Consider the following 24,411-nt stretch of genomic DNA (forward strand, 5'->3'; position numbering starts at 1 on the left):
AAATACTACGCTCGTTACACGCAGCCACATGAGAGCCACGAAAGCCGCATGGCCTATCTCGATAACATCGCCGTTTTCGTCCGCGTCGTCGAGCTCGGCAATTTGTCGGCGGCTGGGCGCGACATGCGCATTTCGCCGGCGGTCGCCTCCAACCGCATCAAGGAGCTCGAGAAGCATCTCGGCGTCAGGCTGTTCAACCGCACGACGCGGCAGTTGATGCCGACCGAGCACGGCACGGTGTTCTACTCCGGCGCCAAGCAGGTGCTGGAGGCGGTCACCGAGGCGGAAGCGGCGGTCAGCGCCTTATCCGGCCAGCCGCGCGGCACCATAAAAGTGACGGCACCGCTCGGCCTCGGCCGGCGGCTGGTAGCATCGGGCATTCCGGATTTCCACGACAGGTACCCCGATATCGAGGTGCGGCTCCGGCTTTCCGATCACAATGTCGACATCATGAAGGAAGGCATCGATGTTGCGTTCCGGCTGGGCATCATCGAGGATTCTAGCCTCAGAATGCGCGGCATCATGGAATGCGAACGGGTGCTGGTGGCGGCGCCGAAATATCTGGAAGCGCGCGGCGAGCCCCGCGAGCCGCAGGAGTTGATCGGCAAGAAGCACGACTGCCTGATGCTGCGTTATTCCGGCGCGCGCGAATATGTCTGGACGCTGCAGACGCCAAGCGGGCCGCAAAAATTCGAGGTGCACGGCCCCTACGATACCGATGATGGCGACGTGCTGACCGGCTGGGCGCTGTCCGGCCGCGGCATCATCAACAAGCCGCGCTTCGAGGTCGAGCCATTTATCCGCGACCAGCGGCTGAAAGTGATCCTGAGCAACACGCCGCCGACGCCGGTACAGTTCGCCGCCGTCTACCCGCACAAGAAGCTGCAGGATCCGAAGGTGCGGCTGCTGCTCGACTTCATGGCCGAGCGCTGCCAGCGGCTGATCAGGGATATTCTGGCCGGCAAGTGATCGCCGGCTGGCCGGTTGCTTTCCGTCCAGCCGGCGAAGATAATTCCTGCGGAATCTCACTCACCAGGGAAGACCAATGGCCAACGGCGCCACAATGCATCTCGCCGTTTCGCTGTCTCCGGAAGCCGCCCCTCCCCATCCGCCCGACGCCGGCCCGGATTTCAGCCTTCTGACCCGGTCCGTGCAAAAGGCCGAAGCAGCCGGGTTGGACATGGTGTTGCTCGCCGATTCCGCGCTGGCTGCAGGCGGCGGACCGAACCGGCAAGTGCCGTTCGAAGCGACGACCCTGCTGGCAGCACTGGCGACGGTGACGAGCAGGATCGGCCTGGTCGCGGCAGCCTCGATGGTCGCCCACCAGCCCTACAATCTCGCACGCCGTTTCGCCTCACTCGACATCATCAGCCATGGTCGCGCCGGCTGGCACGCGAGCATGATGCCCGGTCCGCGCGAGGCGGCCAATTTCAGCCGGCCGGAAGGGATTCCCACTGACGATTTTCGCCGGCGCGCGGTGGAGTTCATCGGCATCGTGCAAGGCCTGTGGAAAGGCTGGGACGCGGACGCGCTGCTGTTCGACAAGCGTGGCGGCCGCTTCTTCGATCCCGAAAAAATGCACCTGCTCGGCCACAAGGGCGAGTATTTCTCGGTGCGGGGGCCGCTCAATGTGGCACCGTCGCCGCAGGACACGCCGGTGCTAGTGATGTCCGGCCTGTCCGAGCCCGACATGGACATCGCCGCCCGCACCGCCGACGTCGTCCTGCTGGACGAGCTATCCGTCGAGCGCACCAAGGCACTGCACGACGATCTGAAGCGCCGCGCACTTGCGTTTGGCCGCAGTCCGGGCGCGATAAAGGTGCTGATGAATGTAGCGGCGGGTGCCGAAATGACGGCCAGGCCGGACACATTCGCGGACAGGCTCGAAGAGCGCTTTCGCTCGAGAGCCTGCGAGGGGTTCAACATCGACATGCCGCTCAAGTCGACGCTCGACGATTTCATCGGTCGCGTGCTGCCGGAGCTTCACCGTCGCGGCCTTGTTCTGTCTGGTTACAGCGGGGCGACACTGCGCTCCCACCTCGGACTTGCCGGGGAGGATCGACAATGAGTACCGGTCGACGCCAGATGAAGCTCGGCGCCTTCCTGTGGGCGACAGGCCACCACATCGCCGCCTGGCGCCATCCGCAGGCGCATGTGACAGCCGGTATCGACATCGACCATTACATCCAGCTGGCGCGCACGGCGGAGGCGGCGAAGTTCGACATGATCTTCTGCGAGGACGCCGCCGGCGTGCGCGAGGCCAATGTCAACATCGCCAGCCAGACCTCACGCTCGATCGGCTTCGAGCCGATCAGCCTGCTTGCGGCGCTCGCCGTCCAGACGGAGCGCATCGGGCTCGTCTCCACGGCATCGACGAGCTACAATGAGCCTTACGGGCTGGCGCGGACCTTCTTGTCGCTCGATCATCTGAGCGGCGGGCGTGCCGGCTGGAACCTTGTCACTTCCGCCAGCCAGATCGAGGCCGCCAATTTCGGCTCGACCGGTCTGCGCCCGCATGCGGACCGTTACGAGCGGGCGCGCGAATTCGCTGCCGTGGTCGCAGCTCTCTGGCGGGGCGCAGGAACCAGCGGCTTCAATCACGAAGGCAGAAGTTTTTCGGTGCGCGACCCGCTCGATCTGCCGCGTTCGCCGCAAGGTGCACCGGTCATGATTCAGGCGGGAGCGTCGGACGAGGGCCGCGACCTCGCCGCCCGAACCGCCGATGTGGTGTTCACGGCGGCGCAAACGTTCAAGGAGGCGAAGGCCTTCTACGATGACCTCAAAGGGCGGCTGGCGGTCTATGGGCGCGAGCCGGACGACGTCAAGATCATGCCTGGCGTCGCACCGATCGTCGCGGCAAGCGAAACGGAAGCCCGGGCAAAATATGATGAATTGCAGGAACTGATCCCGGACGACGTCGGCGTCGCGCTGCTTTCCAGCTATCTCAGCATATCCGATCTCGCGCGCTATCCCATCGACGGACCGCTGCCGGAGCTGCCGGCCAGCGAAGGCATGCAGAGCCGGCAGGCGCTGGTCATCGAGCAATCCCGCCGCGATAACCTGTCCATTCGCCAGCTTGCCCGCCATTTTGCCGGCGCGCGCGGCCATTGGCGCGTCGTTGGAACGCCGGCTCAGATCGCCGACGAGCTCGAGGCACGCTTCGAGGGCGGCGCGGCAGACGGTTTCAACGTCATGCCATCCTATTTTCCCGGCGAATTCGACGCCTTTGCAACGCTTGTCGTGCCGGAGTTGCAGCGACGCGGCCTGTTCCGCACGGACTATCGAGGCAGCACGCTGCGTGAACACCTGGGCTTGAATCGGCCGGCGTAAGCGGCGAGCGGAACGAAAGTCGGAGATCGTCGTTTTGGGATGCTGTGCCGCGCGGCGATGAGGGCGTCTGCGCGCATGTTCGATTGACCTTCCACAAACTCGCCCTCTTTGAACCACGCGGACGCAACCGCCACAGGAGCCGATCATGGACGCCATCGCCACCCGCAACGACCTGCAATCCAACGCCAAGAAAGAGTGTATCGATCTTCTCAACGCCCGCCTCGCCGACGCCATCGATCTGGCGCTGATCACCAAGCAGGCGCACTGGAACGTCAAGGGGCCGCAATTCATCGCCATCCATGAGATGCTCGACACGTTCCGCGACGAGATCGATGGCCATGTCGACACCATTGCCGAGCGCGCCGTACAGCTCGGCGGCACCGCGCTCGGCACATCGCAAGAGGTGTCGAAGGCGACCATGCTCGAGGCCTATCCGACCGACATCCACAAGACCAGGGATCATCTGGCAGCGCTGATCGACCGCTATGCCGCGACAGCCAAGCGGGCACGCGCGGCGATCGACGAGGCGGCGGGTGCGGGCGACGCCGACACCGCCGACATCTTCACCGCCTATTCGCGCTCGCTCGACAAATTGCTGTGGTTCCTAGAGGCGCACACGCAGGAGAAGGAATAAAAGGAAACGTCAGCCGGCCATAGCCCCGCCATGAGGGGCTCTGGACGGAGTGGCCGAGGGCGCAGCATGGGCGGCCAACACCGTCATGATCTGGGCTGCGGCGAGTGCGGCGATCACCTGCGGGCGCTTGTCCTTGACGGCATCGCCGCCGATCGGCGAGACGAGGCGGGCAAATTCCGCCTCGCTTCCGTCCGCCGACTTCAGGAACCAGTTCCGGAACGTCGCCTTCTTGGTCCTGGAACCGATCATGCCGACATAGGCGGCATCCCGGCGTTTCAGCGCCTCGGCGACGATCAGGAAATCCAGCGCGTGGTCGGGGGTGAGGACGACGAAGGCGGAGCCGGCCGGGGCCCTGCGAACAATCGCCTCGGGCATCGGCGTCAGGCTTGTTTCGACCGTGCCCGGCATGCCCTCCAGCGCCTCGGCTCGTGTCTCGACAACAACGACATGCACCGGCAGCAAAGCCACCGCCGATGCCAGCGCCTGGCCGACATGGCCGCCGCCGAAGATGTAGACATGTGGCAGCTGCGCCTCCTCGGCTTCCGCCGCCGCAACCAGCTCGGCCTCAAGCGCCGCGTCCACCAGCCGGATCAGCACTTCCACCCGACCGCCGCAGCACTGGCCGATCTCCGGCCCGAGCGCGATGTCGAGGGTAGTATCCCTCCCCCTTGAGGGGGCGGCGAAGCCGTCGGGTGGGGTCGTCGCGGCAGTGCTCGACATTTTCTTGGGTCGCGCGCCCCCTCCACCGACCCCCTCTGGCCGCTCCGCGGCCATCTCCTCGAGGGGGGAGAAAAGCATCTGCCGCGCCTTGTCGATCGCCATGTATTCGAGCTGGCCGCCGCCGATCGTGCCGAAAGTGGCCGATCCAGAGACGAGCATGAAGGCGCCCTTTTCGCGCGGCGTCGAACCTTTTGTCCCGGCGACCTCGACCACTGCGATGCGGCCGGCGCTGGCAAGAAAGATTTTCAGGCTTTGCACTCTCGCGTTCATCATTCGCATTCCCTATCGGGAAAATATAGAGTTTTTCGGCCTGAATTGCACGCTTTCCGGGATTCCGAGGCCGGGTTTAGGTGCCGGTCTTGGCTTCCCGCTTCAGCCGTTCGATCGCCATCAGCACACGCTCCGGCGTAGCAGGCGGGTCGAGGCGCGGACAGATCTTGTGGCCGGCAACGCTCGCCACTGCGTCCGAGAGGGCATGCAGCACCGACATTGCGAGCGGAAAGGGCGGCTCGCCGACCGCCTTGGAGCGGTGCACCGTCGGCTCGCCTGCTTCCGCCCAGTCGGCCAAAGTCACGTTGAAAATCTTCGGCCGGTCCGAAGCGAGCGGGATCTTGTAGGTCGACGGTGCATGGGTGCGCAGCCGCCCCTTGTCGTCCCACCACAGTTCCTCCGTCGTCAGCCAACCCATGCCCTGGATGAAACCGCCCTCGACCTGGCCGAGGTCGATGGCGCGGTTCAGCGAGCGGCCGGTTTCATGCAAGATGTCGGTGCGCTCGACGATGTATTCGCCAGTCAGCGTGTCGACCGAGACTTCCGAGCACGCAGCCCCGTAAGCGAAATAGTAGAAGGGGTGGCCCTCGCCCTTGTCGCGGTCCCAATGGATTTTCGGCGTCGTGTAGAAGCCCGCCGCCGAAAGCTGGATGCGCGCCATGTAGGCCTGCCTGACGAGATCGGCGAAGGCGATCTCCTGGTTGCCGATGCGCACCCGGTTGGGCAGGAACAGCACCTGGTCGCGCGGCACCTGGTATTTCTCGACGGCAAAATCGGTCAGCCGGTCCTTGATTTGCCGGGCGGCGTTCTGTGCCGCCATGCCATTGAGGTCGGAGCCGGACGATGCGGCAGTTGCCGAGGTGTTCGGCACCTTGCCGGTCGTCGTGGCGGTGATCTTCACCTGGTCGAGGTCGATCTGGAATTCCTCCGCCACAATTTGCGCCACCTTGACGTAGAGACCCTGTCCCATTTCGGTGCCGCCATGATTCAGATGCACCGAACCGTCGGTGTAGACATGCACCAGCGCGCCGGCCTGGTTGTAATGGGTGGCGGTGAACGAGATGCCGAACTTGACCGGCGTCAGCGCCAGTCCGCGCTTGATGAAGCGGCTATTGGCGTTGAATGCATCGATGGTCCGGCGACGCCTTGCATAGTCGGAACTCGCCTCCAGCTCGGCGACAATGCGGTGGATGACGTTGTCCTCGACCGTCTGGTGGTAGGGCGTGATGTTGCGGTCGCCGGTGCCGTAGAAATTCTTCTTGCGGATTTCGAGCGGGTCTTTGCCGACGGCAAAGGCGACCTCGTCGATGACGCGCTCGGCGCCGACCATGCCTTGCGGACCGCCGAAGCCGCGAAAGGCGGTGTTCGACACAGTGTTGGTGTAGAGCGGCGCCGATTGCGCGTGCACTGCCGGCCAGAAATAGGTGTTGTCGCAATGGAACAGCGCACGGTCGGTGACCGGGCCCGAGAGGTCGGCCGAGAAGCCGCAGCGCGCCGCGAACATGAAATCGACGCCGAGAATATTTCCATCGTCGTCGAAGCCGACCTCGTAATCGACCAAAAAGTCGTGGCGCTTGCCGGTGGCGATCATGTCGTCGTCACGGTCGGGCCGGATCTTGACGGCGCGATGATGTTTCTTCGCAGCGATAGCAGCCAACGCCGCAAACTGATTGCCTTGCGTTTCCTTGCCGCCGAAAGCGCCGCCCATCCGGCGGATTTCTACCGTCACCGCATGGCTCGGCACACCGAGCGCATGGCTGACCATGTGCTGGATTTCGCTCGGATGCTGGGTCGAGGAATAGATGGTGACGTCCTGGTCCTCGCCCGGAATGGCCAGGGCGATATGGCCCTCCAGATAGAAATGCTCCTGGCCGCCGATGCGCATCTGCCCTTTGAGCCGGCGTGGTGCTTGTTCGATGGCGGCTGCGGCATCGCCGCGCTTCAGGGTCAGCGGCGGAGTGACCAGCTTGTCTTTCCGGGGATCGAGGTCGCCAATATCGGCGACGAACGGCAACTCCTTGTATTCGACCTTGGCCAGCCTTGTGGCGCGGCGCGCCTGCTCGCGGGTTTCGGCGATGACGCAGAAGATCGGCTGGCCGAAGAATTGAACCCTGCCGTCGGCCAGCACCGGCTCGTCGTGACGGCCGGTCGGCGAAATGTCGTTCTCGCCGGGCACGTCGCTTGCCGTCAGCACGTCAATGACGCCGGGGGCAGTGCGCACCGCCGACAGATCGATTTTCGTGATGGTGGCATGCGTAGCATTGGAAAGCCCGAGGCAGCCATGCAGCGTGCCGGCCGGTTCCGGCATGTCGTCGATATAGACGGCTGTGCCGCTGACATGCTTGTGGGCGGAATCGTGCCGCTGGTCGGTGGCGACGCCGCCGGCGATTTTTTGCGCCTTGAGGTTGGGGGTGGCATGCTTGTTCATCACGCCGCCTCGTGCCGTGACACCTGGGCAGGCGCCCTGGTGCCGCTGGTCTCGACAAAGAAGCGCAGCAGCAGGTTGCGCGCCGCCAGCGCCCGGTATTCCGCGCTTGCCCTCATATCGGTCAGCGGGGTGAAATCGCTGGCGTACTCGGTCATCGCCGCCTCGACCGTCTCTTCCGTCCAAGGCTTGCCAAGCAATGCCTTTTCCACGCCAAAGGCCCGCTTCGGCGTTGCCGCCATACCGCCATAGGCGATGCGCACATCCGCCACCGAGCCGTCCGCTGCCAGCGTCAGGGAAAACGCGCCGAGCGCAGCCGTAATGTCTTCGTCGCGGCGCTTGGTGATCTTGTAGACGGCAAATTTCGTCTCGCTGTCCGGCACCGGAACATGCACGGCCTCGACGAATTCGCCGGGCTGCCGGTCCTGCTTGCCATAGGCGATGAAAAAGTCCTCCAGCGGGATCGTCCGCCGCTTGTTGCCGCGGCGCAGCGTCAGTTGCGCGCCGAGCGCGATCAGCGGCGGCGGCGTGTCGCCGATCGGCGAGCCGTTGGCGATGTTGCCGCCGATCGTGCCCATGTTACGGACCTGATCGCCGCCGATGCGGTCGAACAGCGGCCCGAGCGCCGGGACGCGCTTCGAAAGCGTCGCGAAGGCTTCGCTGTAGGTGACACCGGCGCCGATCGAAATGATGCCCTTGTCCTCGGACATCCCGCACAGCCCATCGAGATTGCCGATGAAGACCGCCGGCGAGATGTCGCGCATGTGCTTGGTAACCCAGAGGCCGACATCGGTCGAACCGGCGACGATGGTGGCACTTGGCTCCTTGTCGAGCACGCTGGCCAGATCGTCGGCATTGGCCGGCACGATCAGCCGTTTATTGCCGGAACCGATCTCGATGCGCAAACCGTCCTTCATCGCTTCGAGCTTGGCTGTGACTGCCTCGCGCTCGGCCGCCAACGGGTCCTTGGCGACCTTGCCGTAGCCGGAGATGGCGCGCGCCGCGCGCATGATCGCCTCATAGCCGGTGCAGCGGCAGAGATTGCCCTGCAGCGCCTTTTCGATCGCCGCATCCGACGGCTCCGGCGACTGCATCCACAGCGCATAAAGCGACATGACGAAACCCGGCGTGCAAAAGCCGCATTGCGAGCCGTGGAAATCGACCATCGCCTGCTGCACGGGGTGCAGTTTTCCTGCGTCGCCGCGCAGATGCTCGACGGTCACGACATGAGTGCCGTCGAGCGAGCCGAGGAAGCGGATGCAGGCATTGACGCTTTCATACACCAGCCTTCCGGCCGAGAGCCTGCCGACCAGCACCGTGCAGGCGCCGCAATCGCCCTCGGCGCAACCTTCCTTGGTGCCGCGCAGCGAGCGGTCGAGCCGCAGCCAGTCGAGCAGTGTCTGGTCGGGCGCAACCGCGCTGAGCGCGACGTCCTCGTCATTGAGAATGAATCGAATTTCGTTGCGTGTCTTGATCCCAGCCATCTCAGCTTCCCCGGTAGGTCGAATAGCCGTAGGGTGATAGGAGCAGCGGCACATGATAGTGTACCGGCTCGGCCATGCCGAAGCGGATCGGCACATGGTCGAGGAAGGCCGGTTCCGGCAGTTTCGTCCCCTGCCGGCGCAGATAATCGCCGGCCGCAAAGACCAGCTCGTATTCGCCGGTGCGGAATTCCGCGCCGGCAAGCAAAGGTGCGTCGCAGCGGCCGTCATCGTTGGTGACGACAGTCTTCAGATGCGTCCGCACCTGGCCGTCGATATGATAGAGCTCGATCGACAGGCCTGTCGCCGGCCTGCCGGCTGCGGTGTCGAGCACATGGGTCGTCAGGCGCCCGCCTTCGGCTTTCGACGTTTCCGCCACTGGCTGCTCCATTCCCTGCACCGTCGAACACTATTCATGAATTGTGCGCCAATTAAAGGCGATGCATAAGTCCCGGTCGAGCGGAGCACGACAAAAACACTTTCAAAAATTTCGGGGGAATGCGCAGGCACTCCTTTCGACTATCCTGATCACAATTTCCGGCAGGAGCGAGAATGCGTTACGAACGAGACATGCGCGGCTACGGAGCCAACCCGCCGGATCCGAAATGGCCCGGCGGCGCGCATGTCGCGGTGCAGTTCGTCGTCAATTACGAGGAAGGCGGCGAGAACTGCGTCCTCCACGGCGATAAGGCTTCGGAGGCTTTCCTGTCGGAGATCGTCGGCGCGGCGCCCTGGCCCGGCCAGCGCCACTGGAACATGGAATCGATCTACGAATACGGCGCCCGCGCCGGCTTCTGGCGATTGCTGCGCCTGTTCAGCGAGGCACAAGTGCCGGTCACCTGCTATGGCGTCGCCACGGCCCTGGCGCGTTCGCCCGATCACGTCGCGGCGATGCAAGAGGCCGATTGGGAAATCGCTTCGCACGGGCTGAAATGGATCGACTATCGCGACCACGCGCCAGAAGACGAGCGCCGCGATATGGAGGCGGCGATCCGGCTGCACTACGAAGTGACAGGCGCGCGGCCGACCGGCTGGTACACCGGCCGCACGTCGATCAACACGGTGCGGCTGGCGGCGGAAGAGGGCGGCTTCGAGTATGTGTCGGACACATATGACGACGAACTGCCCTACTGGTTCGAGCACGTGGCGCCGGACGGCACGGCGAAACCGCAGCTGATCATCCCCTATACGCTCGACGCCAACGACATGCGCTTTGCTACGCCGCAGGGCTTCAACTCGGGCGACCAGTTCTTTGCCTATCTCAGGGATAGTTTCGATACGCTCTATGAAGAGGGCAAGGCAGGGCGGCCGCGCATGATGAATATCGGCCTGCACTGCCGCCTGGTTGGGCGGCCGGGCCGGGTCGCGGCGCTGAAGCGCTTCATCGACTACGTCAAATCGCATGACAAGGTCTGGCTGGCACGGCGCATCGACATTGCAAAGCACTGGCAGCAGACGCATCCGTTTCGGTTGCCGGCGCTGCGCCCGTCGAAAATGGAATTCGAGGCCTTCGTCCACACATTCGGCGGCGTTTTCGAGCATTCGCCGTGGATTGCCGAGCGCGCCTACGAGCTGGAGCTCGGCCCGGCGCATGACAGTGCCGGCGGCCTCCACAATGCGCTCTGCCGTGTGTTTCGCGCGGCCAGCAAGGCCGAGCGGCTCTCCGTGCTCAACGCCCATCCCGACCTTGCCGGAAAACTGGCGCAAGCCAGAAGGCTGACGGCCGAATCGACGAGGGAACAGACCTCGGCCGGGCTCGATGCGCTGACCGACAAGGAGCGCGAGCTGTTTTCAAAACTCAATGCCGCCTACGTCACCAGTTTCGGTTTCCCCTTCATCATCGCGGTGAAAGGCAAGACCAAGGCGGAAATCCTGGCCGAGTTCGAGGCGCGTATCGGCAACAGCCGCAGCCTCGAATTCGAAACCGCCTGCAGACAGGTCGAGCGCATCGCGCTGCTTCGCCTGAAGGATATGCTTCCGCAATAGGCCTTTGGCTTCGCAATAGGCCTTGGCTTCCGCAATAGGCTTGAACTTATGGATATGATGAAAATGGCCGAGCGAACCTACTACGCGCCGCAGGGCGGCCACCCCGGCCAGAGCGAATTGCTGACCGGCCGTGCGGTCTTCACCGAAGCCTATGCCGTCATCCCCAGAGGCGTGATGCAGGACATCGTCACCAGCGCCTTGCCCTTCTGGGAGGGGACACGCGTCTGGGTGCTGTCGCGGCCGCTGTCGGGCTTTGCCGAGACGTTTTCGCAATATATCGTCGAGGTCGCGCCGGGTGGCGGCAGCGACCGGCCTGAACCCGATTCCGGCGCCGAAGGCGCGCTGTTCATGGTCGAAGGCGAGCTGAGCGTTTCGGTTGCCGGCAAGAAGCATGTGCTCAGGCCGGGCGGCTTCGCGTTCCTGCCGCCGGCCATCGGGTGGACGGTTCGCAACGAAAGCGGCGCGGCTGTCCGCTTCCACTGGATCCGCAAGGCTTATGATGCAGTCGACGGCATCGATACGCCGCAAGCGTTCTTCGCTAACGAACAGGATATCGCGCCGACGCCGATGTCCGGAACCGAGGGCCGATGGGCGACGACGCGCTTCGTCGATCCGGCCGACATGAGCCACGACATGCATATCACCATCGTCACCCTCGAGCCGGGTGCCGTCATCCCGTTTGCCGAGACGCATGTCATGGAGCACGGGCTTTATGTGCTGGAGGGCAAGGCGGTCTACCGCCTCAACCAGGACTGGGTCGAGGTCGAGGCAGGCGACTATATGTGGCTGCGCGCCTTCTGCCCGCAGGCCTGCTATGCCGGCGGCCCGGGCAAGTTCCGCTATCTCCTCTACAAAGACGTCAACCGGCACGCCAAGCTCGGCAGCGCCGGCGTCGCAAGGCGTACGCCATGACCCGCATTGTCGCGCGGCCACTGACCCGCGAGAATTTCGCCGAGTTCGGCGACGTCATCGATAGGGGCGGCGACAACCATTATCCGATCAACGGCGGCAAGGCCGAGCGCTACCACGATCTCGCCACCGCTGAAGCACGAGGCCCGAATGCGCGCGTGCTGATCTCGATGGTGCGTGGCACGCCCTATGATTTTCCGTTGAAGCTCACCATGGTGGAGCGTCACCCTTTTGGCAGCCAGGCCTTCATCCCGCTGTCGCCACGGCCGTTCCTGGTCGTCGTCTGCCATGATGGCGAGGAAGGTCCTGGCGAGCCGCACGCCTTCATCACCGCGCCCGGACAAGGCGTCAACTACCCGCGCAATCTGTGGCACGGCATGCTGACGCCGATCGGCGATGTCCAGGATTTTGTGGTCGTCGACCGCGGCGGCGACGGCTCCAACCTCGAAGAGTGTCATTTCTCGCACCCTTACGAAATCCATCTTCCCAACGGGATTAGGTGATGACCGACATCTCGCTGATCGACCGACTGCTCGACGTCATCGAGCACGACATCGTGCCGAAGACCGCCGAAGGCGTCGCCCATGGCAACAAGCTGTTCGGCGCGGCGATCCTGCGCAAGGACGACCGCTCGCTGGTGCTTGCCGAAACCAACAACGAGACCGAAAACCCGCTCTGGCACGGCGAGGTGCATTGCCTGAAGCGCTTCTACGAAATGCCGAAGGCCGAGCGCGTCGACACCAGGGACGCTATCTTCCTCGCCACCCACGAGCCCTGCTCGCTCTGCCTGTCGGCGATCACCTGGACCGGCTTCGACAATTTCTTCTATTTGTTCAGTCACGAGGATTCGCGCGACAGCTTCGCCATCCCGCACGATTTGAAGATCCTGAAAGAGGTCTTTACCCTCAATCCCGGCGGCTACAATGCCGAGAATGCCTATTGGAAGAGCTTCTCGATCCGCAGACTGGTGCGATCGCTGCCCGATGCCGAGCGCGAGCGGCTGGAAGCGCGGATCAGCGCGATCTCCGCAATTTACGACGAGCTCTCCAATGCCTATCAGGCGAGCAAAGCGGAAAACGACATACCGCTGAATTGACGCGGATTGACCAGCCGAATTCGTTGGCTGGCCCACGACGACGTCCTGCGGACTCCATCATCTGGCGGTCCTGGAGCCTGCCGCATGAAAACCATCACTGAATTCCCCCGAGAAGTCGTAGAGTTCCCGGACGTTGGCATCGTCATGCCGGACGGCTGCCGGCTGTCGGCGCGGGTGTGGATGCCAGCCGACGCCGCCGACGATCCGGTGCCGGCAATTCTCGAGCACCTGCCATATCGCAAGCGCGACGGCACGACCTATCGCGATCAGCTGACGCATCCCTATTTCGCCGGCCACGGCTACGCCTCGATCCGCGTCGACATGCGCGGCAACGGCGATTCCGAAGGGCTGATGGACGACGAATATTCCGAGCAGGAATTGCAAGATGCTTGCAATGTGATTGCCTGGGCGGCGGCGCAGCCGTGGTGCAACGGCAATGTCGGCATGATGGGCATTTCCTGGGGCGGCTTCAATTGCCTGCAGGTTGCGGCGATGCAGCCGCCGGCGCTAAAGGCGGTGATCAGCCTGTGCTCGACCGTCGACCGCTATGCCGACGACATCCACTATAAGGGCGGCTGCCTGCTGATCGAGAATTTCGGTTGGGCCTCGACCATGCTGTCCTATTCGTCGCGGCCGCCGGATCCGCTGCTGGCCGGCGACAACAGATGGCGCGACCTGTGGCTGACCCGGCTGGAGAACCAGCCTTTCCTGGCGCCGCTATGGCTGAAGCACCAGCATCGCGATGCCTATTGGAAGCGCGGCTCGGTCTGCGAGGACTATTCCGCCGTTCATGCCGCGGTGCTGTCGATCGGCGGCTGGCATGACGGCTATCGCAATACGATTTCCCATCTCGCCGCCAACATCGAGGCACCGGTCAAAGGCATCGTCGGCCCGTGGATCCACAAATACCCGCATTACGCCGCGCCCGAACCGCGCATCGGCTTCCTGCAGGAGGCGTTGCGCTGGTGGGACCGCTGGCTGAAGGACATCGACACCGGCGTCGAGGCCGACCCGGCCTACCGCGCCTATGTCATGGACAGCGTGCGCCCGGCGCGCTGGCATCCTGAGCGGCCGGGCCGCTGGGTCGCAGAATCGGAATGGCCGTCGCCCACTATCAAGACGCAAGAGGTTGAGCTTATCCCTGAAGGCAGCGAGCCCGCCATCGTCGCTTCGCCGCAAAGCTGCGGCCTTGCCGGCGGCGAATATTTTCCCTTCACCTTCGGCCCGGAATTGCCTGGTGACCAGCGCCCCGACGATGCATTCTCGGTGTGCTTCGACCAGCCGGTGCTCGCCGAAGCGGTCGACATTGTCGGTGCTCCAGAAGTTCTGGTCAGGCTCTCGTCGGACCGGCGCCAGGCGAACATCGCGATCCGGCTGTGCGACGTGCATCCCGATGGCGCATCCGAGCTGATCTCCTACGGCGTGCTCAACCTGACGCACCGCAACTCGCACGAGTTCCCGCAAGCGCTGGTGCCGGGCGAAACCGTCAGCGCCCGGGTGGTGCTCGACCAATGCGCCTATCGCGTGCCGGCCGGCCACCGCATGCATATTGCCGTTTCGAACACCTATTGGCCGATGATCTGGCCATCGCCGGAGCCGGTCCGGCTCGAACTGTCGGCCGCGATGCTGAAGCTGCCGTTGCGCCCGCTGGCGCAGGGCGATGAAGTGACGTTTCCCACGCCCGAGGCCGCCACTCCCTGGGCAACGGAGACGGTCCGCGCCGCGAGCTCCGAACGTCATGTCGATCGCGACGAAAAGACCGGAATGATTACGCTTTCCATCGTCGACGATTTCGGCGAGGTGCGCGATCTGGCGCATGGCCTTGCCAATGGCAGCATTGCGAGAGAGACATGGACGATCCATCCTGACAATCCGCTGTCAGCGTCGGGCCAGACGCATTGGACCCAGACGCTGTCGCGAAATGGATGGTCGGTGCGCACCGAAACCTTCGCCGAAATGCGGTCCGACGCGCAAAGCTTCATGGTTAGCGCCAGAATCGAAGCCTACGAAGGCGAAAAACTGGTTTTCGAGCGCAATTTCGAGGAGAAAATCCCGCGCGCACTGGTTTGAGCGCTTATAGCGATTGGTCCAATTGCGACGCACGATTTACGCCACGGCATGTCGCATTCGGTCTTGCTTACCGCTTTCCCTTAAGGTCATTATTCTCCCGATAAGAAATGAGAAAAACGACCATAAGGTCGGACCAACAGAGTGAGGAACTCAACATGTCTAACGAACTGGAATATCTGAGCCGGCGCGTTGCGTCCGGCAAACTGAGCCGTCGTGATTTTCTCGGCCGGGCGGCAGCGCTCGGCGTCACGGCAACCTTCGCCAATTCGCTGCTTTCCGGCGCAGCACGCGCGGCGGGTCCGGTCAAGGGCGGCACGCTCAAGGCCGGCCTGGTTGGCGGCGAGTCCACCAACAGCCTCGATCCGGCCCTGTTCATGACGCAGGTGCCGTTCGCCTTCGGCAAGATGTGGGGCGAACTGATCGTCGAGCTGTCTCCCGAAGGCAAGCTCGAGAACCGTATTGCCGAGGAGATCGGCTCGTCGGACGACGCCAAGACCTGGACGCTGAAGATCCGCGATGGCGTCGAGTTCCACAACGGCAAGACGGTGACCGCAGAGGACGTGGCCGCCACGCTCGAACGCCATTCGGACGAGAAGTCGAAATCCGGCGCGCTCGGTTACATGAAGGGCATCGAGAGCATCAAGGCCAGCGGCAAGGAAGTCGTGCTGACGCTGAAGGAGCCGAACGCCGACCTTCCCTATCTGCTCAGCGACTACCATCTGATCGTCCAGCCGAATGGCGGCAAGGACAAGGCGGATGCCGGCATCTCGGCCGGTCCTTACAAGGTCACCACCAACGAGCCCGGCGTGCGCCATGGCGGCGAGCGCTTCGCCAATTACTGGCAGGGCGACAAGATGGGCCATGCCGACCAGATAGAGATCATCGTCATCAACGACGCCACCGCGCGCACGGCGGCCCTGCAGGGCGGCCAGGTCAACATGATCAATCGAGTCGAGCCGAAGATCGTCGATCTGATCAAGCGTCTGCCCGGCGTCACCATCCGCAACCACGCCGGACCCGGCCACTACGTCTTCATCATGCATTGCAACACGGCCCCGTTCGACAACAATGATTTGCGGATGGCGCTGAAGCTGGCGATCGACCGCGAGGAGATGCTCGACAAGATACTCAGAGGCTATGGCTCGCTCGGCAACGACTTCCCGATCAATTCGGCGTATCCGCTCTTCACCGAGATCGAGCAGCGCAAATACGATCCCGACAAGGCTAAGTTCCATTACAAGAAGTCGGGCCATGATGGTGCCGTTCTGCTCCGGACATCGGATGTCGCCTTCCCCGGCGCTGTCGACGCCGCACAGCTGTTCCAGCAGAGCGCGGCCAAGGCCGGCATCAAGCTGGAGATCAAGCGCGAACCGGGCGACGGCTATTGGTCGGAAGTCTGGAACAAACAGCCCTTCTGCGCTTCTTACTGGGGCGGTCGCTCGACCCAGGACCAGATGTACTCGACCGCCTACCTGTCGACGGCGGACTGGAACGACACGCGTTTCAAGCGTCCGGATTTCGACAAGATGGTGCTGGCTGCCCGCGCCGAACTCGACGAAGCCAAGCGCAAGGCAATGTACCACGACATGGCTGTCATGGTGCGCGACGAAGGCGGCCTGATCCTGCCGATGTTCAACCAGTTCATCGACGCGACGGGCGCCAAGGTTGCCGGCTGGGTGGACGATCCGCATCAGGAGCTGATGAACGGATACGCTCTGGCAAAGTGCTGGCTCGAAGCCTGAGCCCGGCCTTGCGGATATGTCCTCACCCATCGTGAAACTGGTGGCCCAGCGCATTGCGCTGGGCATCGTCCTGCTATTGGCCGTTTCGGTCCTCATCTTCGCCGGCACCCAGATCCTGCCCGGCGACGTTGCGCAAGCGATCCTCGGACAGTCGGCGACGCCGGAGTCGCTCGCCAATCTGCGCGAGCAGCTCGGCCTCAACGACCCGGCCTATATCAGGTATTTTCGCTGGCTCGGCGGCGTGCTCACTGGCAATCTTGGCACCGCGATGTCGAGCGGGCAGGATATTGCGACCTCGATCAAGGGGCGGCTGTGGAACACGCTGTTCCTCGCCTTCTGGGCGGCGATCATCGCGGTGCCGCTGGCGATCATCCTCGGGCTCATCGCGGTGCGCTACCGCAATGGCTGGGTCGACAAGCTGATCTCTGGGCTGGCGCTCGCCTCGACATCCTTTCCGGAATTCTTCATCGGCTATGTGCTCGTCTATTTCTTCGCCGTGAAGTGGCAGATCTTCCCGGGCATCTCGACCGTCTTTGACGGGATGCCTTTCCTCGAGCGCATGCAGGCGATCGCTCTGCCGGCGGCGGCACTGACGCTGGTGGTGCTCGCCCACATGATGCGCATGACACGCGCCGCGATCCTCAACGTCATGCAGTCGGCCTATGTCGAAACGGCGGAGCTCAAGGGGCTTTCGGCCTTCGCGGTCATCCGCAGGCATGCCTTCCCCAATGCGATCGCGCCCATCATCAACGTCGTGATGCTCAATCTCGCTTACCTCATCGTCGGCGTCGTCGTGGTCGAAGTGATCTTCGTCTATCCGGGCATGGGGCAGTATCTCGTCGACCACGTCACCAAGCGCGACGTGCCGGTGGTGCAGGCGGTGGGGCTGATCTTTGCCGCCGTTTACATTAGCCTGAACATCATTGCGGACATAGCGGCGATCGTCGCCAATCCGCGCCTCAGACATCCGAAATGAGGGGGCGGGTATGCTCGTCATAAAACGCATCCCCATCCCGGCGCTGATCGGACTGGTGCTGACCGCATTGTTCGTGCTGGCGGCGATCTTTGCGCCCTGGATTGCACCGCACGGCAATGGTGAGATCGTTGGCGACGTGTGGGAGCCGATGTCGGCCACACATTGGCTGGGCACCGACAATCTGGGCCGCGATCTGTTGTCACGCATGATTTACGGCGCCCGTATCACCCTGTTCATCGCGGTGCTGGCCACCGCATTGTCGTTCTCGCTCGGCGCTATCCTCGGCTTCTCTGCCGCGGTGTTCGGCGGCTGGTTCGACACGCTGCTGTCGCGCCTCGTCGATCTCCTGATGTCGATCCCGACGCTGATCATGGGCCTCGTCGTGCTCTCGGTGCTGCCAACCAATTTGGTGACGCTGATCCTGGTGATGGGCATTCTCGACTCGACCCGCGTCTACCGCCTGTCGCGGGCGGTGGCGGTCGACATTAACGTCATGGATTATGTCGAGGCGGCCAAATTGCGCGGCGAAGGCAGCGGCTGGATCATCTTCCGCGAGATCCTGCCCAATGCGCTGTCGCCGCTGGTTTCTGAACTCGGCCTGCGCTTCATCTATGCCGTGCTGTTCTTGTCGACCTTGTCCTTCCTCGGCCTCGGCGTGCAACCGCCGGACGCCGACTGGGGCGGCATGGTCAAGGAAAACAAGGACGGTATCGTCTTCGGAATTGCGGCGGCACTGATCCCGGCGGCGGCGATCGCCGCGCTGGCGATTTCCGTCAATCTTGTCGCCGACTGGGTGCTCAACCGCACGACAAGCCTGAAGGGAGGACGCGGGTAATGGCTGACCAGCGACCGAAGTCCGTGCTGCTCGATATCCGCAATCTACGTATCGAGGCCACGGTGTACCCGCCGGGTGAGGCGCCGAAGAACATCGTGCTGGTGCACGATGTCTCGCTGACGCTCGAAAAGGGCAAGGTGCTCGGCCTGATCGGGGAGTCCGGCGCCGGCAAGTCGACCATCGGCCTGTCGTCGATGGGCTATGGCCGTGGCGGCGTGCGCATCACCGGCGGCGAGGTCATCCTCAATGGCCGCGACATCCTGAAGAGCGGCAAGGAGGGGTTCCGCAAATTGCGCGGCCGCGAGGTCTGCTATGTCGCGCAATCGGCGGCAGCTGCCTTCAACCCGGCGCACAGGCTGATGGACCAGGTGGTCGAGGCAGCACTGCTGCACGGCATTGCGACGCGGGCCGAAGCCGAAAAGCGCGCCGTCGCGCTGTTCAAGAAGCTCGGCCTGCCGAATCCCGAAAGTATCGGCGAGCGCTTTCCGCACCAGGTGTCGGGCGGCCAGCTGCAGCGCGTGATGACGGCAATGGCGCTGTGCTCGGAGCCCGATCTGATCGTCTTCGACGAGCCGACCACGGCACTCGACGTGACGACGCAGATCGACGTCTTGGCGGCAATCAAGGACGCCATCCGCGATACGCATGTGGCGGCGCTCTACATCACCCACGACCTTGCCGTCGTCGCCCAGGTCTCGGACGAGATCATGGTGTTGCGCCACGGGCGGCTGGTCGAATGGGGCGGCACCCGCCAGATCATCAAGGAGCCGCGCCAGGAATACACCAACGCGCTGGTCTCGGTGCATCAGATCGAACACCAGGAGCAGAAGCCAGGCACGACGCCGTTCCTGTCGGTCAAGAATATCACCGCCGCTTATGGCCGCAGCCACATCAAGGTGCTGAAGAACGTCTCGGTCGACATTTTCCCGGGCCAGACGCTGGCGGTGGTCGGCGAGTCCGGCTCCGGCAAGTCGACACTGGCGCGCGCCATCACCGGCCTGTTGCCGCCCGAACAGGGAACAGTCACCTTCGACGGGCGTCCGCTCGCCAACCGGCTCGCCGACCGGCCGAAAGAGGATCTTCGTCAGCTGCAGATGATCTATCAGATGGCCGATGTGGCGATGAACCCGCGCCAGACGGTCGGCACCATTATCGGCCGGCCGCTCGAATTCTATTTCGGTCTGCGTGGAAGGCAGCGGGACGCCCGCGTCGCAGAACTGCTCGACAAGATCGAGATGGGCAAGGGTTTTGTCGACCGCTACCCGGCCGAGCTTTCCGGCGGCCAGAAGCAGCGCGTCTGCATCGCCCGTTCGCTCGCCGCCAAGCCGAAGCTGATCATCTGCGACGAGGTGACCTCGGCGCTCGATCCACTGGTGGCCCACGGCATACTGGAGCTGCTGCTCGAGCTGCAGAAGGAGGAGAATGTCGCCTATCTCTTCATCACCCATGATCTCGCAACGGTGAAGTCGATCGCCGATTCCATCGCGGTGATGTATCGCGGCGAAGTGGTGCGCTACGGTGCCAAGAGCAAGGTGCTGGCGCCGCCCTTCGATGCCTACACCGATCTTTTGCTGTCGTCGGTGCCCGAAATGGAGATCGGCTGGCTGGAAAAGGCGATCAAGGGACGGCGCATGGCAAGCGCGGGGAACTAGCGGGCCGGCCGTTGCGCCTACGATCAGGTCCTGGCCTGGATTGAACGGCAGGCCCCAGACGCACGCTCTGACTTTTTCGATTGAATCGCATGGAGCCGCCCGTGGCGCTCAAGACAAAACTATTGCTCATCATCCTTGACGGCGTGCCTTACAGGAACTGGCGACGGCTGATGGGCAATCTCGAAGGCTGGGTGCAATCAGGCGAAGCACGCGTATGGAAGATGCGCTCCGTGCTGCCGTCGACCTCGGCCTGCTGCTATGCCTCGATCCACACCGGCGTGCCGCCTCAAGTGCACGGTATCCTGTCAAACGAGAACCGGTTTCGCGTCGAACAACCGGACATCTTTTCCGAAGTCACCAAGGCCGGCGGCAAAACTGGTGCGGTCACCCACTCCTACTGGTCCGAATTCTTCCGGGTCTATCCGTTCGACTTGGTCGAGGACATGGAGTTCGACGAGCCGGGCGGGCCGATCAGCCATGGCCGGTTTCACACCATGACCGGCTACAATGCCAGGAACCAGATGACGCCGAGCGACGTCGACCTGTTCGCGACGTTGACCATGCTGACCCGGCGCCACGGCATCGACTACGGCATCCTGCACAGCTGCACGCTGGACTCGATGGGCCACCGCTTCGGCCACGACTGTCACGAGATGGATCATGCCGTCTATGCAGTGGACGCCATGCTCGCCGGCTTCCTGCCGCGCTGGCGGGACGCCGGCTACGAGGTGATCGTCACCGCCGATCATGGGCAGACCAATCGCGGCCATCATGGCGGCCATGACGAGGAGATGCAGGATTTCGCACTTTATTACTTCGGATCCGGCGAGGGTCCGGAAGCCAACACGCTGCTCGATCAGCTGCAGCTCGCCCCGACGGTGCTGAGGCGCCTCGGCGTGCCAGTGCCGGCGACGATGAAGGCAAAGCCGTTTCTCAGTTGATCCGGCAGCTCGCTTCTCCCAAGGGAGAAGGGAAAGCGCTCCCTCTGGCCACGCTCCCGCTCTTCGGCTAGCCTCCGCAAAAGTCCTCGGGCGGATGCGGTGAACCTTTTTGGGCCGATCAGCGACAGAGCAGGCAGGAGCCAGGCGGCTCGACCGGCGATGACCGTCACGGCGGAGACCGATCGTGCGCTTGTCGACCGGGTCGCGAAGGGCGACCGTGCCGCCGTGCGGCTCCTGTTCATGCGCCACCACGCGCGGGTCTACCGCTTCGTGGCACGCCAGACGGGATCGGAACTTATGGCCGACGATATCGCGAACGAGGTGTTCCTCGAACTCTGGCGGCAGGCGCCGGCCTTCGAGGGGCGCTCGGAGGTCTCGACATGGCTGCTCGGCATTGCCCGCTTCAAGGCGCTGTCCCTGCTGCGCAAGAAGAAGGAAGACTGGATCGACGACGATGACGCGGCCCAGGTCGCCGACGGCGCCGACACGCCGGAAGTCGTGACGATGAAGGAAGACAAGGCCTCTGCCTTGCGGCGCTTCATCGATGCCATGCCGGAAGAACACCGCACGGTGATCGACCTTGCCTATTATCACGGGCAGTCGGTGAGCGAGATCGGCGAGGTGCTCGGCATCCCGGTCGCCACGGTCAAGACCAGGATGTTCTACGCCCGCAAGAAACTCGGCGAAGCCCTCAAGGCCGCCGGTTACGACAGGAGATGGCCATGAGTGCCGCTGAAAAAATGTCGCGCCGCGACGAAATGGAAATGCTGCTGCCGTTTTATCTGAACGGCTCGCTGGAGGGCGCCGAGCTCGAAGCCATCGAGGAATGGCTGGCGAGCGATCCGGCGGCGATGGCCGCACTTGGCGAGGCCGAGGCCGAATTCTCCGGCACCGCTGCCGCCAACGAGGCAATCCGCCCGCCGGCCGATGCGCTCAGCCGCTTTGCCAAGGCGCTCGACGCCGAGGCCGGTCCGGCCCGCGCGCCTCCGGCATCGTCCTGGCTGGCGCAAGCCTGGAGCCGCCTCATGGCGGTGCCGGTCGGCGTCGCCTGGGCCGCGGCCGCAGTGCTGCTGGCTCTGGTCGTGGTGCAATCCTTTGTGCAGACAGGCAACAAGAGTGGCGACTTCGAGATTGCCGGATCGGAAGACGATCTGGCCAAAATGCCGTTTGCGCTGGTGAAGTTCAAACCGGATGCGAAGCTGTCCGACATCGTCGCTTTTCTCGACCAGAACCAGTTGAAGATCGCCGGCGGGCCTACCGCCGACGGCGTCTTCCGCCTCGGCGTTCCGGCCAAGACCGCCGCGGACTATCAAAAACTGCTCGGCCTTATTGCCGCCCAGCCTTTCACTGAAGCTGCCCTGGAGGGAAGGAAACCGGCTGATGGCGGCTAAGGCGGTCATTCGATTGACGGCGGTGATGACAATCTTCGCCGCGTCCGCAATGGCGCAGACCAACGACCCGAACCTCACCCAGGCGGAGATCGACTGCCTGAACCGGGCAAGTGCGGCCGGCGCCGACTGCGCCAAGGATGGCGGCGGCGTGAAGGATGGCGGCAAAACGCCGGCTAAAGCTTCCACGGCGAGTGCCGTGGTTCTTCCCGCGCTGATCGTCGACTTGTTCCCCAATCCTGCCGTAGTCGCCGAGGCGCCGATACCCAATCCTGGCAATACCGCAGCCCCGCCGTCCGCTCCGCCCGCCGATGCGCCAGCAGTACAGGTGGCCGCGCCGGGCGGTCCGGTCGTAGCGCCGACCGATCTTGTCGCAACCGAGCCGCCGCGCGCGGTGATCGGCGATTTCGTGCCTGACGAGGTGCTGGTCACGATCAATGGCGATGCCGGCGCGGTCCAGCAGATCGCCGCTTCGTTCGGCCTCGAGATACGCTCGCAGCGGCAGTCGCGGCTGCTCGGCAACACGCTGGTGCGCTTCGGCATTCCCGATGGCCGCCCGGTCGGCGTCGTGCTGGCGCAGCTTGCCGCCGACGGCCGCACTTTGCGGCGTGAGGCCAACCATGTCTATTCGCTGCAGCAGGCGGCCAGCATCGTCAATTATGCGTTCGAGCGCATCGCGCTCGACGCTAATGAGGCCAGCGGCGACAACGTCCGCGTTGGCGTCATCGATACCGGCATCGACGATAGCAATCCAGCGCTCTTCGGCGTCATTGCCGAGCAGTTCGATGCCATGCCCGACGTGCCGATCAAGGCGCGCGACCACGGCACTTCGGTCGATGGATTGATCGCCGGCACCGGCGCGTTCAAAGGCATGGCGCCCGGCGCCAGGATCTATCACGCCCGCGCCTTCGAGGGCGGCAAGTCGACCATGGACGTCATCCTTTCGGCGCTCGACTGGGCGGCGGACCAGGACGTCCGCATCATCAATATGAGCTTCGTCGGCCCGAAGAACGATCTGCTCGGCATTGCCTGCCGCAATGCCCGGGCGCTCGGTATCGTACTGGTCGCGGCCGCCGGCAATAATGGGCCGAGGGCGCCCTATGGTTATCCGGCCGCCTTCGACGGTGTGATCGCGGTGACGGCCACCGATGCGAAGGACGGGCTGATGCCGCAGGCCAATCGCGGCGCCTACGTCTTCATCTCCGCTCCCGGCGTCGAGATGGGAGCGCCAAGCGGCGCCGGCTCGGATGTGGTGACCGGGACTTCCTTTGCAGCGGCGATCGTGACCGGTGCCGTCGCCAACCTGTTTCATGCCGCACCCGACCGTTCGGCCGACTGGGTCGAGAAAGCACTTGCCGCCACCGCAAGGGATCTCGGTCCCAAGGGGCGGGACAATGATTTCGGCTTTGGCCTGCTGGACACCAGGGCGGCCGAGGCGGCGAAGGAATAGTCTGCGACGGCTCAAGTCGCGTTTTGCTGAGGACGTACCAGAAAATAGAATGCGACGATGTGCGTGATCATCAACAGCGGTACGTAGATGATCGGGATCGCGTAGGTGGCGCCCAGTTCGCCGGCGTGTGCAGGAAGGCCGATCTGGACGGCATGGTAATAGTCGACGATGAGGTCGACCGTCCCCACGACATTGAAGGCGACGACGAACAGCCAGAAGAGCCGGCGTATCCTCACCGTGAGCAGCGCCAGCATGGCCAGCACCCCTGTCGCGAAGTCGCCATAGGCGGCAAACACGGCGAAGTCGGCGGGCAGATTGGGGCTTACGACGCCCGGAAGGAGGAAGACGAGCCCAAAGAAGCGGAAGCTGTGCAGCGTAGCGATAGCGCGCTGCGCTGCGACCCGGTCCATCGACCTGAGCCACGGCAAACCATATGCGCCGAAGCAAAGCAGCCACGCGACATAGCCGAGAACGAGATGGGTTTGGAACACCATTTCCGTGGACAT

22 protein-coding genes are annotated in these 24,411 nt (G+C 63.7%); 17 read left to right on the forward strand and 5 right to left on the reverse strand.

Going from position 1 to position 24,411, the window contains the following annotated elements:
- Positions 1-48: 48 nt before the first annotated feature.
- The 4 genes from NKJ08_RS00315 (at position 49) to dps (ending at position 3,964) form a co-directional block, all read left to right on the forward strand.
- The gene (locus tag NKJ08_RS00315; protein ID WP_352522497.1) at positions 49-969 is read left to right on the forward strand and encodes a LysR family transcriptional regulator; all 921 of its coding nucleotides are present in this window, start codon (positions 49-51) and stop codon (positions 967-969) included.
- A gap of 76 nt (positions 970-1,045) precedes the next feature.
- A complete protein-coding gene (locus NKJ08_RS00320; RefSeq protein WP_352522496.1) occupies positions 1,046-2,068 on the forward strand; it encodes an LLM class flavin-dependent oxidoreductase in 1,023 nt (340 codons plus the stop codon).
- The gene (locus NKJ08_RS00325; RefSeq protein ID WP_352522495.1) at positions 2,065-3,330 is read left to right on the forward strand and encodes an LLM class flavin-dependent oxidoreductase; all 1,266 of its coding nucleotides are present in this window, start codon (positions 2,065-2,067) and stop codon (positions 3,328-3,330) included. Before NKJ08_RS00320 ends, NKJ08_RS00325 begins: the two co-directional genes overlap by 4 nt.
- 145 nt (positions 3,331-3,475) lie before the next feature.
- On the forward strand, positions 3,476-3,964 hold the full coding sequence (gene dps / locus NKJ08_RS00330; RefSeq protein ID WP_352522494.1) for a DNA starvation/stationary phase protection protein Dps: 489 nt from the start codon (positions 3,476-3,478) through the stop codon (positions 3,962-3,964).
- 9 nt (positions 3,965-3,973) lie between these two features.
- Here the strand turns inward: dps and xdhC are convergent, their stop codons facing one another.
- The 4 genes from xdhC to uraH all read right to left on the reverse strand — a co-directional run bounded on the left by xdhC (position 3,974) and on the right by uraH (position 9,239).
- Positions 3,974-4,954 carry a xanthine dehydrogenase accessory protein XdhC gene (xdhC, locus tag NKJ08_RS00335; protein WP_352781141.1) on the reverse strand — a complete coding sequence of 327 codons (981 nt, stop codon included), beginning with the start codon at positions 4,952-4,954 and terminating at the stop codon, positions 3,974-3,976.
- Between the two features lie 76 nt (positions 4,955-5,030).
- Entirely contained in the window at positions 5,031-7,382 is a 2,352-nt protein-coding gene (xdhB, locus tag NKJ08_RS00340; protein WP_352522493.1) for a xanthine dehydrogenase molybdopterin binding subunit, read from the reverse strand.
- Positions 7,382-8,863, reverse strand: a complete 1,482-nt coding sequence (xdhA, locus tag NKJ08_RS00345) for a xanthine dehydrogenase small subunit (RefSeq protein WP_352780703.1) — start codon at positions 8,861-8,863, stop codon at positions 7,382-7,384. Before xdhA ends, xdhB begins: the two co-directional genes overlap by 1 nt.
- A gap of 1 nt (position 8,864) precedes the next feature.
- The gene (gene uraH / locus NKJ08_RS00350) at positions 8,865-9,239 is read right to left on the reverse strand and encodes a hydroxyisourate hydrolase (RefSeq protein WP_352522491.1); all 375 of its coding nucleotides are present in this window, start codon (positions 9,237-9,239) and stop codon (positions 8,865-8,867) included.
- A 173-nt stretch (positions 9,240-9,412) separates the two neighbouring features.
- On the opposite strand from uraH, the gene puuE reads away from it, so the two are divergent.
- The 13 genes from puuE (at position 9,413) to NKJ08_RS00415 (ending at position 23,905) form a co-directional block, all read left to right on the forward strand.
- Complete coding sequence (gene puuE, locus NKJ08_RS00355; RefSeq protein WP_352522490.1) at positions 9,413-10,846, forward strand: allantoinase PuuE; 1,434 nt, start codon at positions 9,413-9,415, stop codon at positions 10,844-10,846.
- Between the two features lie 63 nt (positions 10,847-10,909).
- Positions 10,910-11,758 carry a bifunctional allantoicase/(S)-ureidoglycine aminohydrolase gene (locus tag NKJ08_RS00360; protein ID WP_502895989.1) on the forward strand — a complete coding sequence of 283 codons (849 nt, stop codon included), beginning with the start codon at positions 10,910-10,912 and terminating at the stop codon, positions 11,756-11,758.
- Positions 11,755-12,258, forward strand: coding sequence for an ureidoglycolate lyase (locus NKJ08_RS00365; RefSeq protein WP_352780708.1), 504 nt, complete (start codon positions 11,755-11,757; stop codon positions 12,256-12,258). The genes NKJ08_RS00360 and NKJ08_RS00365 overlap by 4 nt, the downstream gene beginning before the upstream one ends.
- Positions 12,258-12,851 (forward strand): nucleoside deaminase, encoded by a 594-nt coding sequence (locus NKJ08_RS00370; protein ID WP_352780711.1) that lies wholly within the window; start codon positions 12,258-12,260, stop codon positions 12,849-12,851. Before NKJ08_RS00365 ends, NKJ08_RS00370 begins: the two co-directional genes overlap by 1 nt.
- A gap of 84 nt (positions 12,852-12,935) precedes the next feature.
- Positions 12,936-14,921, forward strand: a complete 1,986-nt coding sequence (locus tag NKJ08_RS00375; protein WP_352522486.1) for a CocE/NonD family hydrolase — start codon at positions 12,936-12,938, stop codon at positions 14,919-14,921.
- A gap of 155 nt (positions 14,922-15,076) precedes the next feature.
- Positions 15,077-16,663, forward strand: coding sequence for an ABC transporter substrate-binding protein (locus tag NKJ08_RS00380; RefSeq protein WP_352780714.1), 1,587 nt, complete (start codon positions 15,077-15,079; stop codon positions 16,661-16,663).
- A gap of 16 nt (positions 16,664-16,679) precedes the next feature.
- Entirely contained in the window at positions 16,680-17,639 is a 960-nt protein-coding gene (locus tag NKJ08_RS00385; protein ID WP_352522484.1) for an ABC transporter permease, read from the forward strand.
- Positions 17,640-17,649: 10 nt separating this feature from the next.
- Positions 17,650-18,474, forward strand: a complete 825-nt coding sequence (locus NKJ08_RS00390) for an ABC transporter permease (RefSeq protein WP_352522483.1) — start codon at positions 17,650-17,652, stop codon at positions 18,472-18,474.
- Positions 18,474-20,126 carry an ABC transporter ATP-binding protein gene (locus tag NKJ08_RS00395; RefSeq protein WP_352780717.1) on the forward strand — a complete coding sequence of 551 codons (1,653 nt, stop codon included), beginning with the start codon at positions 18,474-18,476 and terminating at the stop codon, positions 20,124-20,126. Before NKJ08_RS00390 ends, NKJ08_RS00395 begins: the two co-directional genes overlap by 1 nt.
- Before the next feature lie 101 nt (positions 20,127-20,227).
- Entirely contained in the window at positions 20,228-21,067 is an 840-nt protein-coding gene (locus tag NKJ08_RS00400; RefSeq protein ID WP_352780720.1) for an alkaline phosphatase family protein, read from the forward strand.
- A gap of 159 nt (positions 21,068-21,226) precedes the next feature.
- Positions 21,227-21,793 (forward strand): sigma-70 family RNA polymerase sigma factor, encoded by a 567-nt coding sequence (locus tag NKJ08_RS00405; protein ID WP_352780723.1) that lies wholly within the window; start codon positions 21,227-21,229, stop codon positions 21,791-21,793.
- Positions 21,790-22,458, forward strand: coding sequence for an anti-sigma factor (locus NKJ08_RS00410; RefSeq protein WP_352780726.1), 669 nt, complete (start codon positions 21,790-21,792; stop codon positions 22,456-22,458). The genes NKJ08_RS00405 and NKJ08_RS00410 overlap by 4 nt, the downstream gene beginning before the upstream one ends.
- Positions 22,448-23,905, forward strand: coding sequence for a S8 family serine peptidase (locus NKJ08_RS00415; RefSeq protein WP_352780729.1), 1,458 nt, complete (start codon positions 22,448-22,450; stop codon positions 23,903-23,905). Before NKJ08_RS00410 ends, NKJ08_RS00415 begins: the two co-directional genes overlap by 11 nt.
- Before the next feature lie 11 nt (positions 23,906-23,916).
- On the opposite strand, the gene NKJ08_RS00420 is transcribed toward NKJ08_RS00415, so the two are convergent.
- Positions 23,917-24,411, reverse strand: coding sequence for a DUF8737 domain-containing protein (locus NKJ08_RS00420; protein ID WP_352780731.1), 495 nt, complete (start codon positions 24,409-24,411; stop codon positions 23,917-23,919).

The organism is Mesorhizobium sp. M0244 (genome assembly GCF_040321795.1).
Taxonomy (GTDB): Bacteria; Pseudomonadota; Alphaproteobacteria; order Rhizobiales; family Rhizobiaceae; genus Mesorhizobium.

Bases quoted from the DNA above. Each gene is read 5' to 3' on its own strand.
- NKJ08_RS00315 (WP_352522497.1), top strand. From the start codon at position 49: ATGGCCTATCTCGATAACATCGCCGTTTTCGTCCGCGTCGTCGAGCTC.
- NKJ08_RS00380 (WP_352780714.1), top strand. From the start codon at position 15,077: ATGTCTAACGAACTGGAATATCTGAGCCGGCGCGTTGCGTCCGGCAAA.
- NKJ08_RS00365 (WP_352780708.1), top strand. From the start codon at position 11,755: ATGACCCGCATTGTCGCGCGGCCACTGACCCGCGAGAATTTCGCCGAG.
- xdhC (WP_352781141.1), bottom strand. From the start codon at position 4,954: ATGAACGCGAGAGTGCAAAGCCTGAAAATCTTTCTTGCCAGCGCCGGC.
- puuE (WP_352522490.1), top strand. From the start codon at position 9,413: ATGCGTTACGAACGAGACATGCGCGGCTACGGAGCCAACCCGCCGGAT.
- NKJ08_RS00415 (WP_352780729.1), top strand. From the start codon at position 22,448: ATGGCGGCTAAGGCGGTCATTCGATTGACGGCGGTGATGACAATCTTC.
- NKJ08_RS00370 (WP_352780711.1), top strand. From the start codon at position 12,258: ATGACCGACATCTCGCTGATCGACCGACTGCTCGACGTCATCGAGCAC.
- xdhA (WP_352780703.1), bottom strand. From the start codon at position 8,863: ATGGCTGGGATCAAGACACGCAACGAAATTCGATTCATTCTCAATGAC.
- NKJ08_RS00410 (WP_352780726.1), top strand. From the start codon at position 21,790: ATGAGTGCCGCTGAAAAAATGTCGCGCCGCGACGAAATGGAAATGCTG.
- xdhB (WP_352522493.1), bottom strand. From the start codon at position 7,382: ATGAACAAGCATGCCACCCCCAACCTCAAGGCGCAAAAAATCGCCGGC.
- NKJ08_RS00375 (WP_352522486.1), top strand. From the start codon at position 12,936: ATGAAAACCATCACTGAATTCCCCCGAGAAGTCGTAGAGTTCCCGGAC.
- NKJ08_RS00385 (WP_352522484.1), top strand. From the start codon at position 16,680: ATGTCCTCACCCATCGTGAAACTGGTGGCCCAGCGCATTGCGCTGGGC.
- NKJ08_RS00395 (WP_352780717.1), top strand. From the start codon at position 18,474: ATGGCTGACCAGCGACCGAAGTCCGTGCTGCTCGATATCCGCAATCTA.
- NKJ08_RS00325 (WP_352522495.1), top strand. From the start codon at position 2,065: ATGAGTACCGGTCGACGCCAGATGAAGCTCGGCGCCTTCCTGTGGGCG.
- NKJ08_RS00320 (WP_352522496.1), top strand. From the start codon at position 1,046: ATGGCCAACGGCGCCACAATGCATCTCGCCGTTTCGCTGTCTCCGGAA.
- dps (WP_352522494.1), top strand. From the start codon at position 3,476: ATGGACGCCATCGCCACCCGCAACGACCTGCAATCCAACGCCAAGAAA.
- NKJ08_RS00360 (WP_502895989.1), top strand. From the start codon at position 10,910: ATGGCCGAGCGAACCTACTACGCGCCGCAGGGCGGCCACCCCGGCCAG.
- NKJ08_RS00420 (WP_352780731.1), bottom strand. From the start codon at position 24,411: ATGTCCACGGAAATGGTGTTCCAAACCCATCTCGTTCTCGGCTATGTC.
- NKJ08_RS00405 (WP_352780723.1), top strand. From the start codon at position 21,227: ATGACCGTCACGGCGGAGACCGATCGTGCGCTTGTCGACCGGGTCGCG.
- NKJ08_RS00390 (WP_352522483.1), top strand. From the start codon at position 17,650: ATGCTCGTCATAAAACGCATCCCCATCCCGGCGCTGATCGGACTGGTG.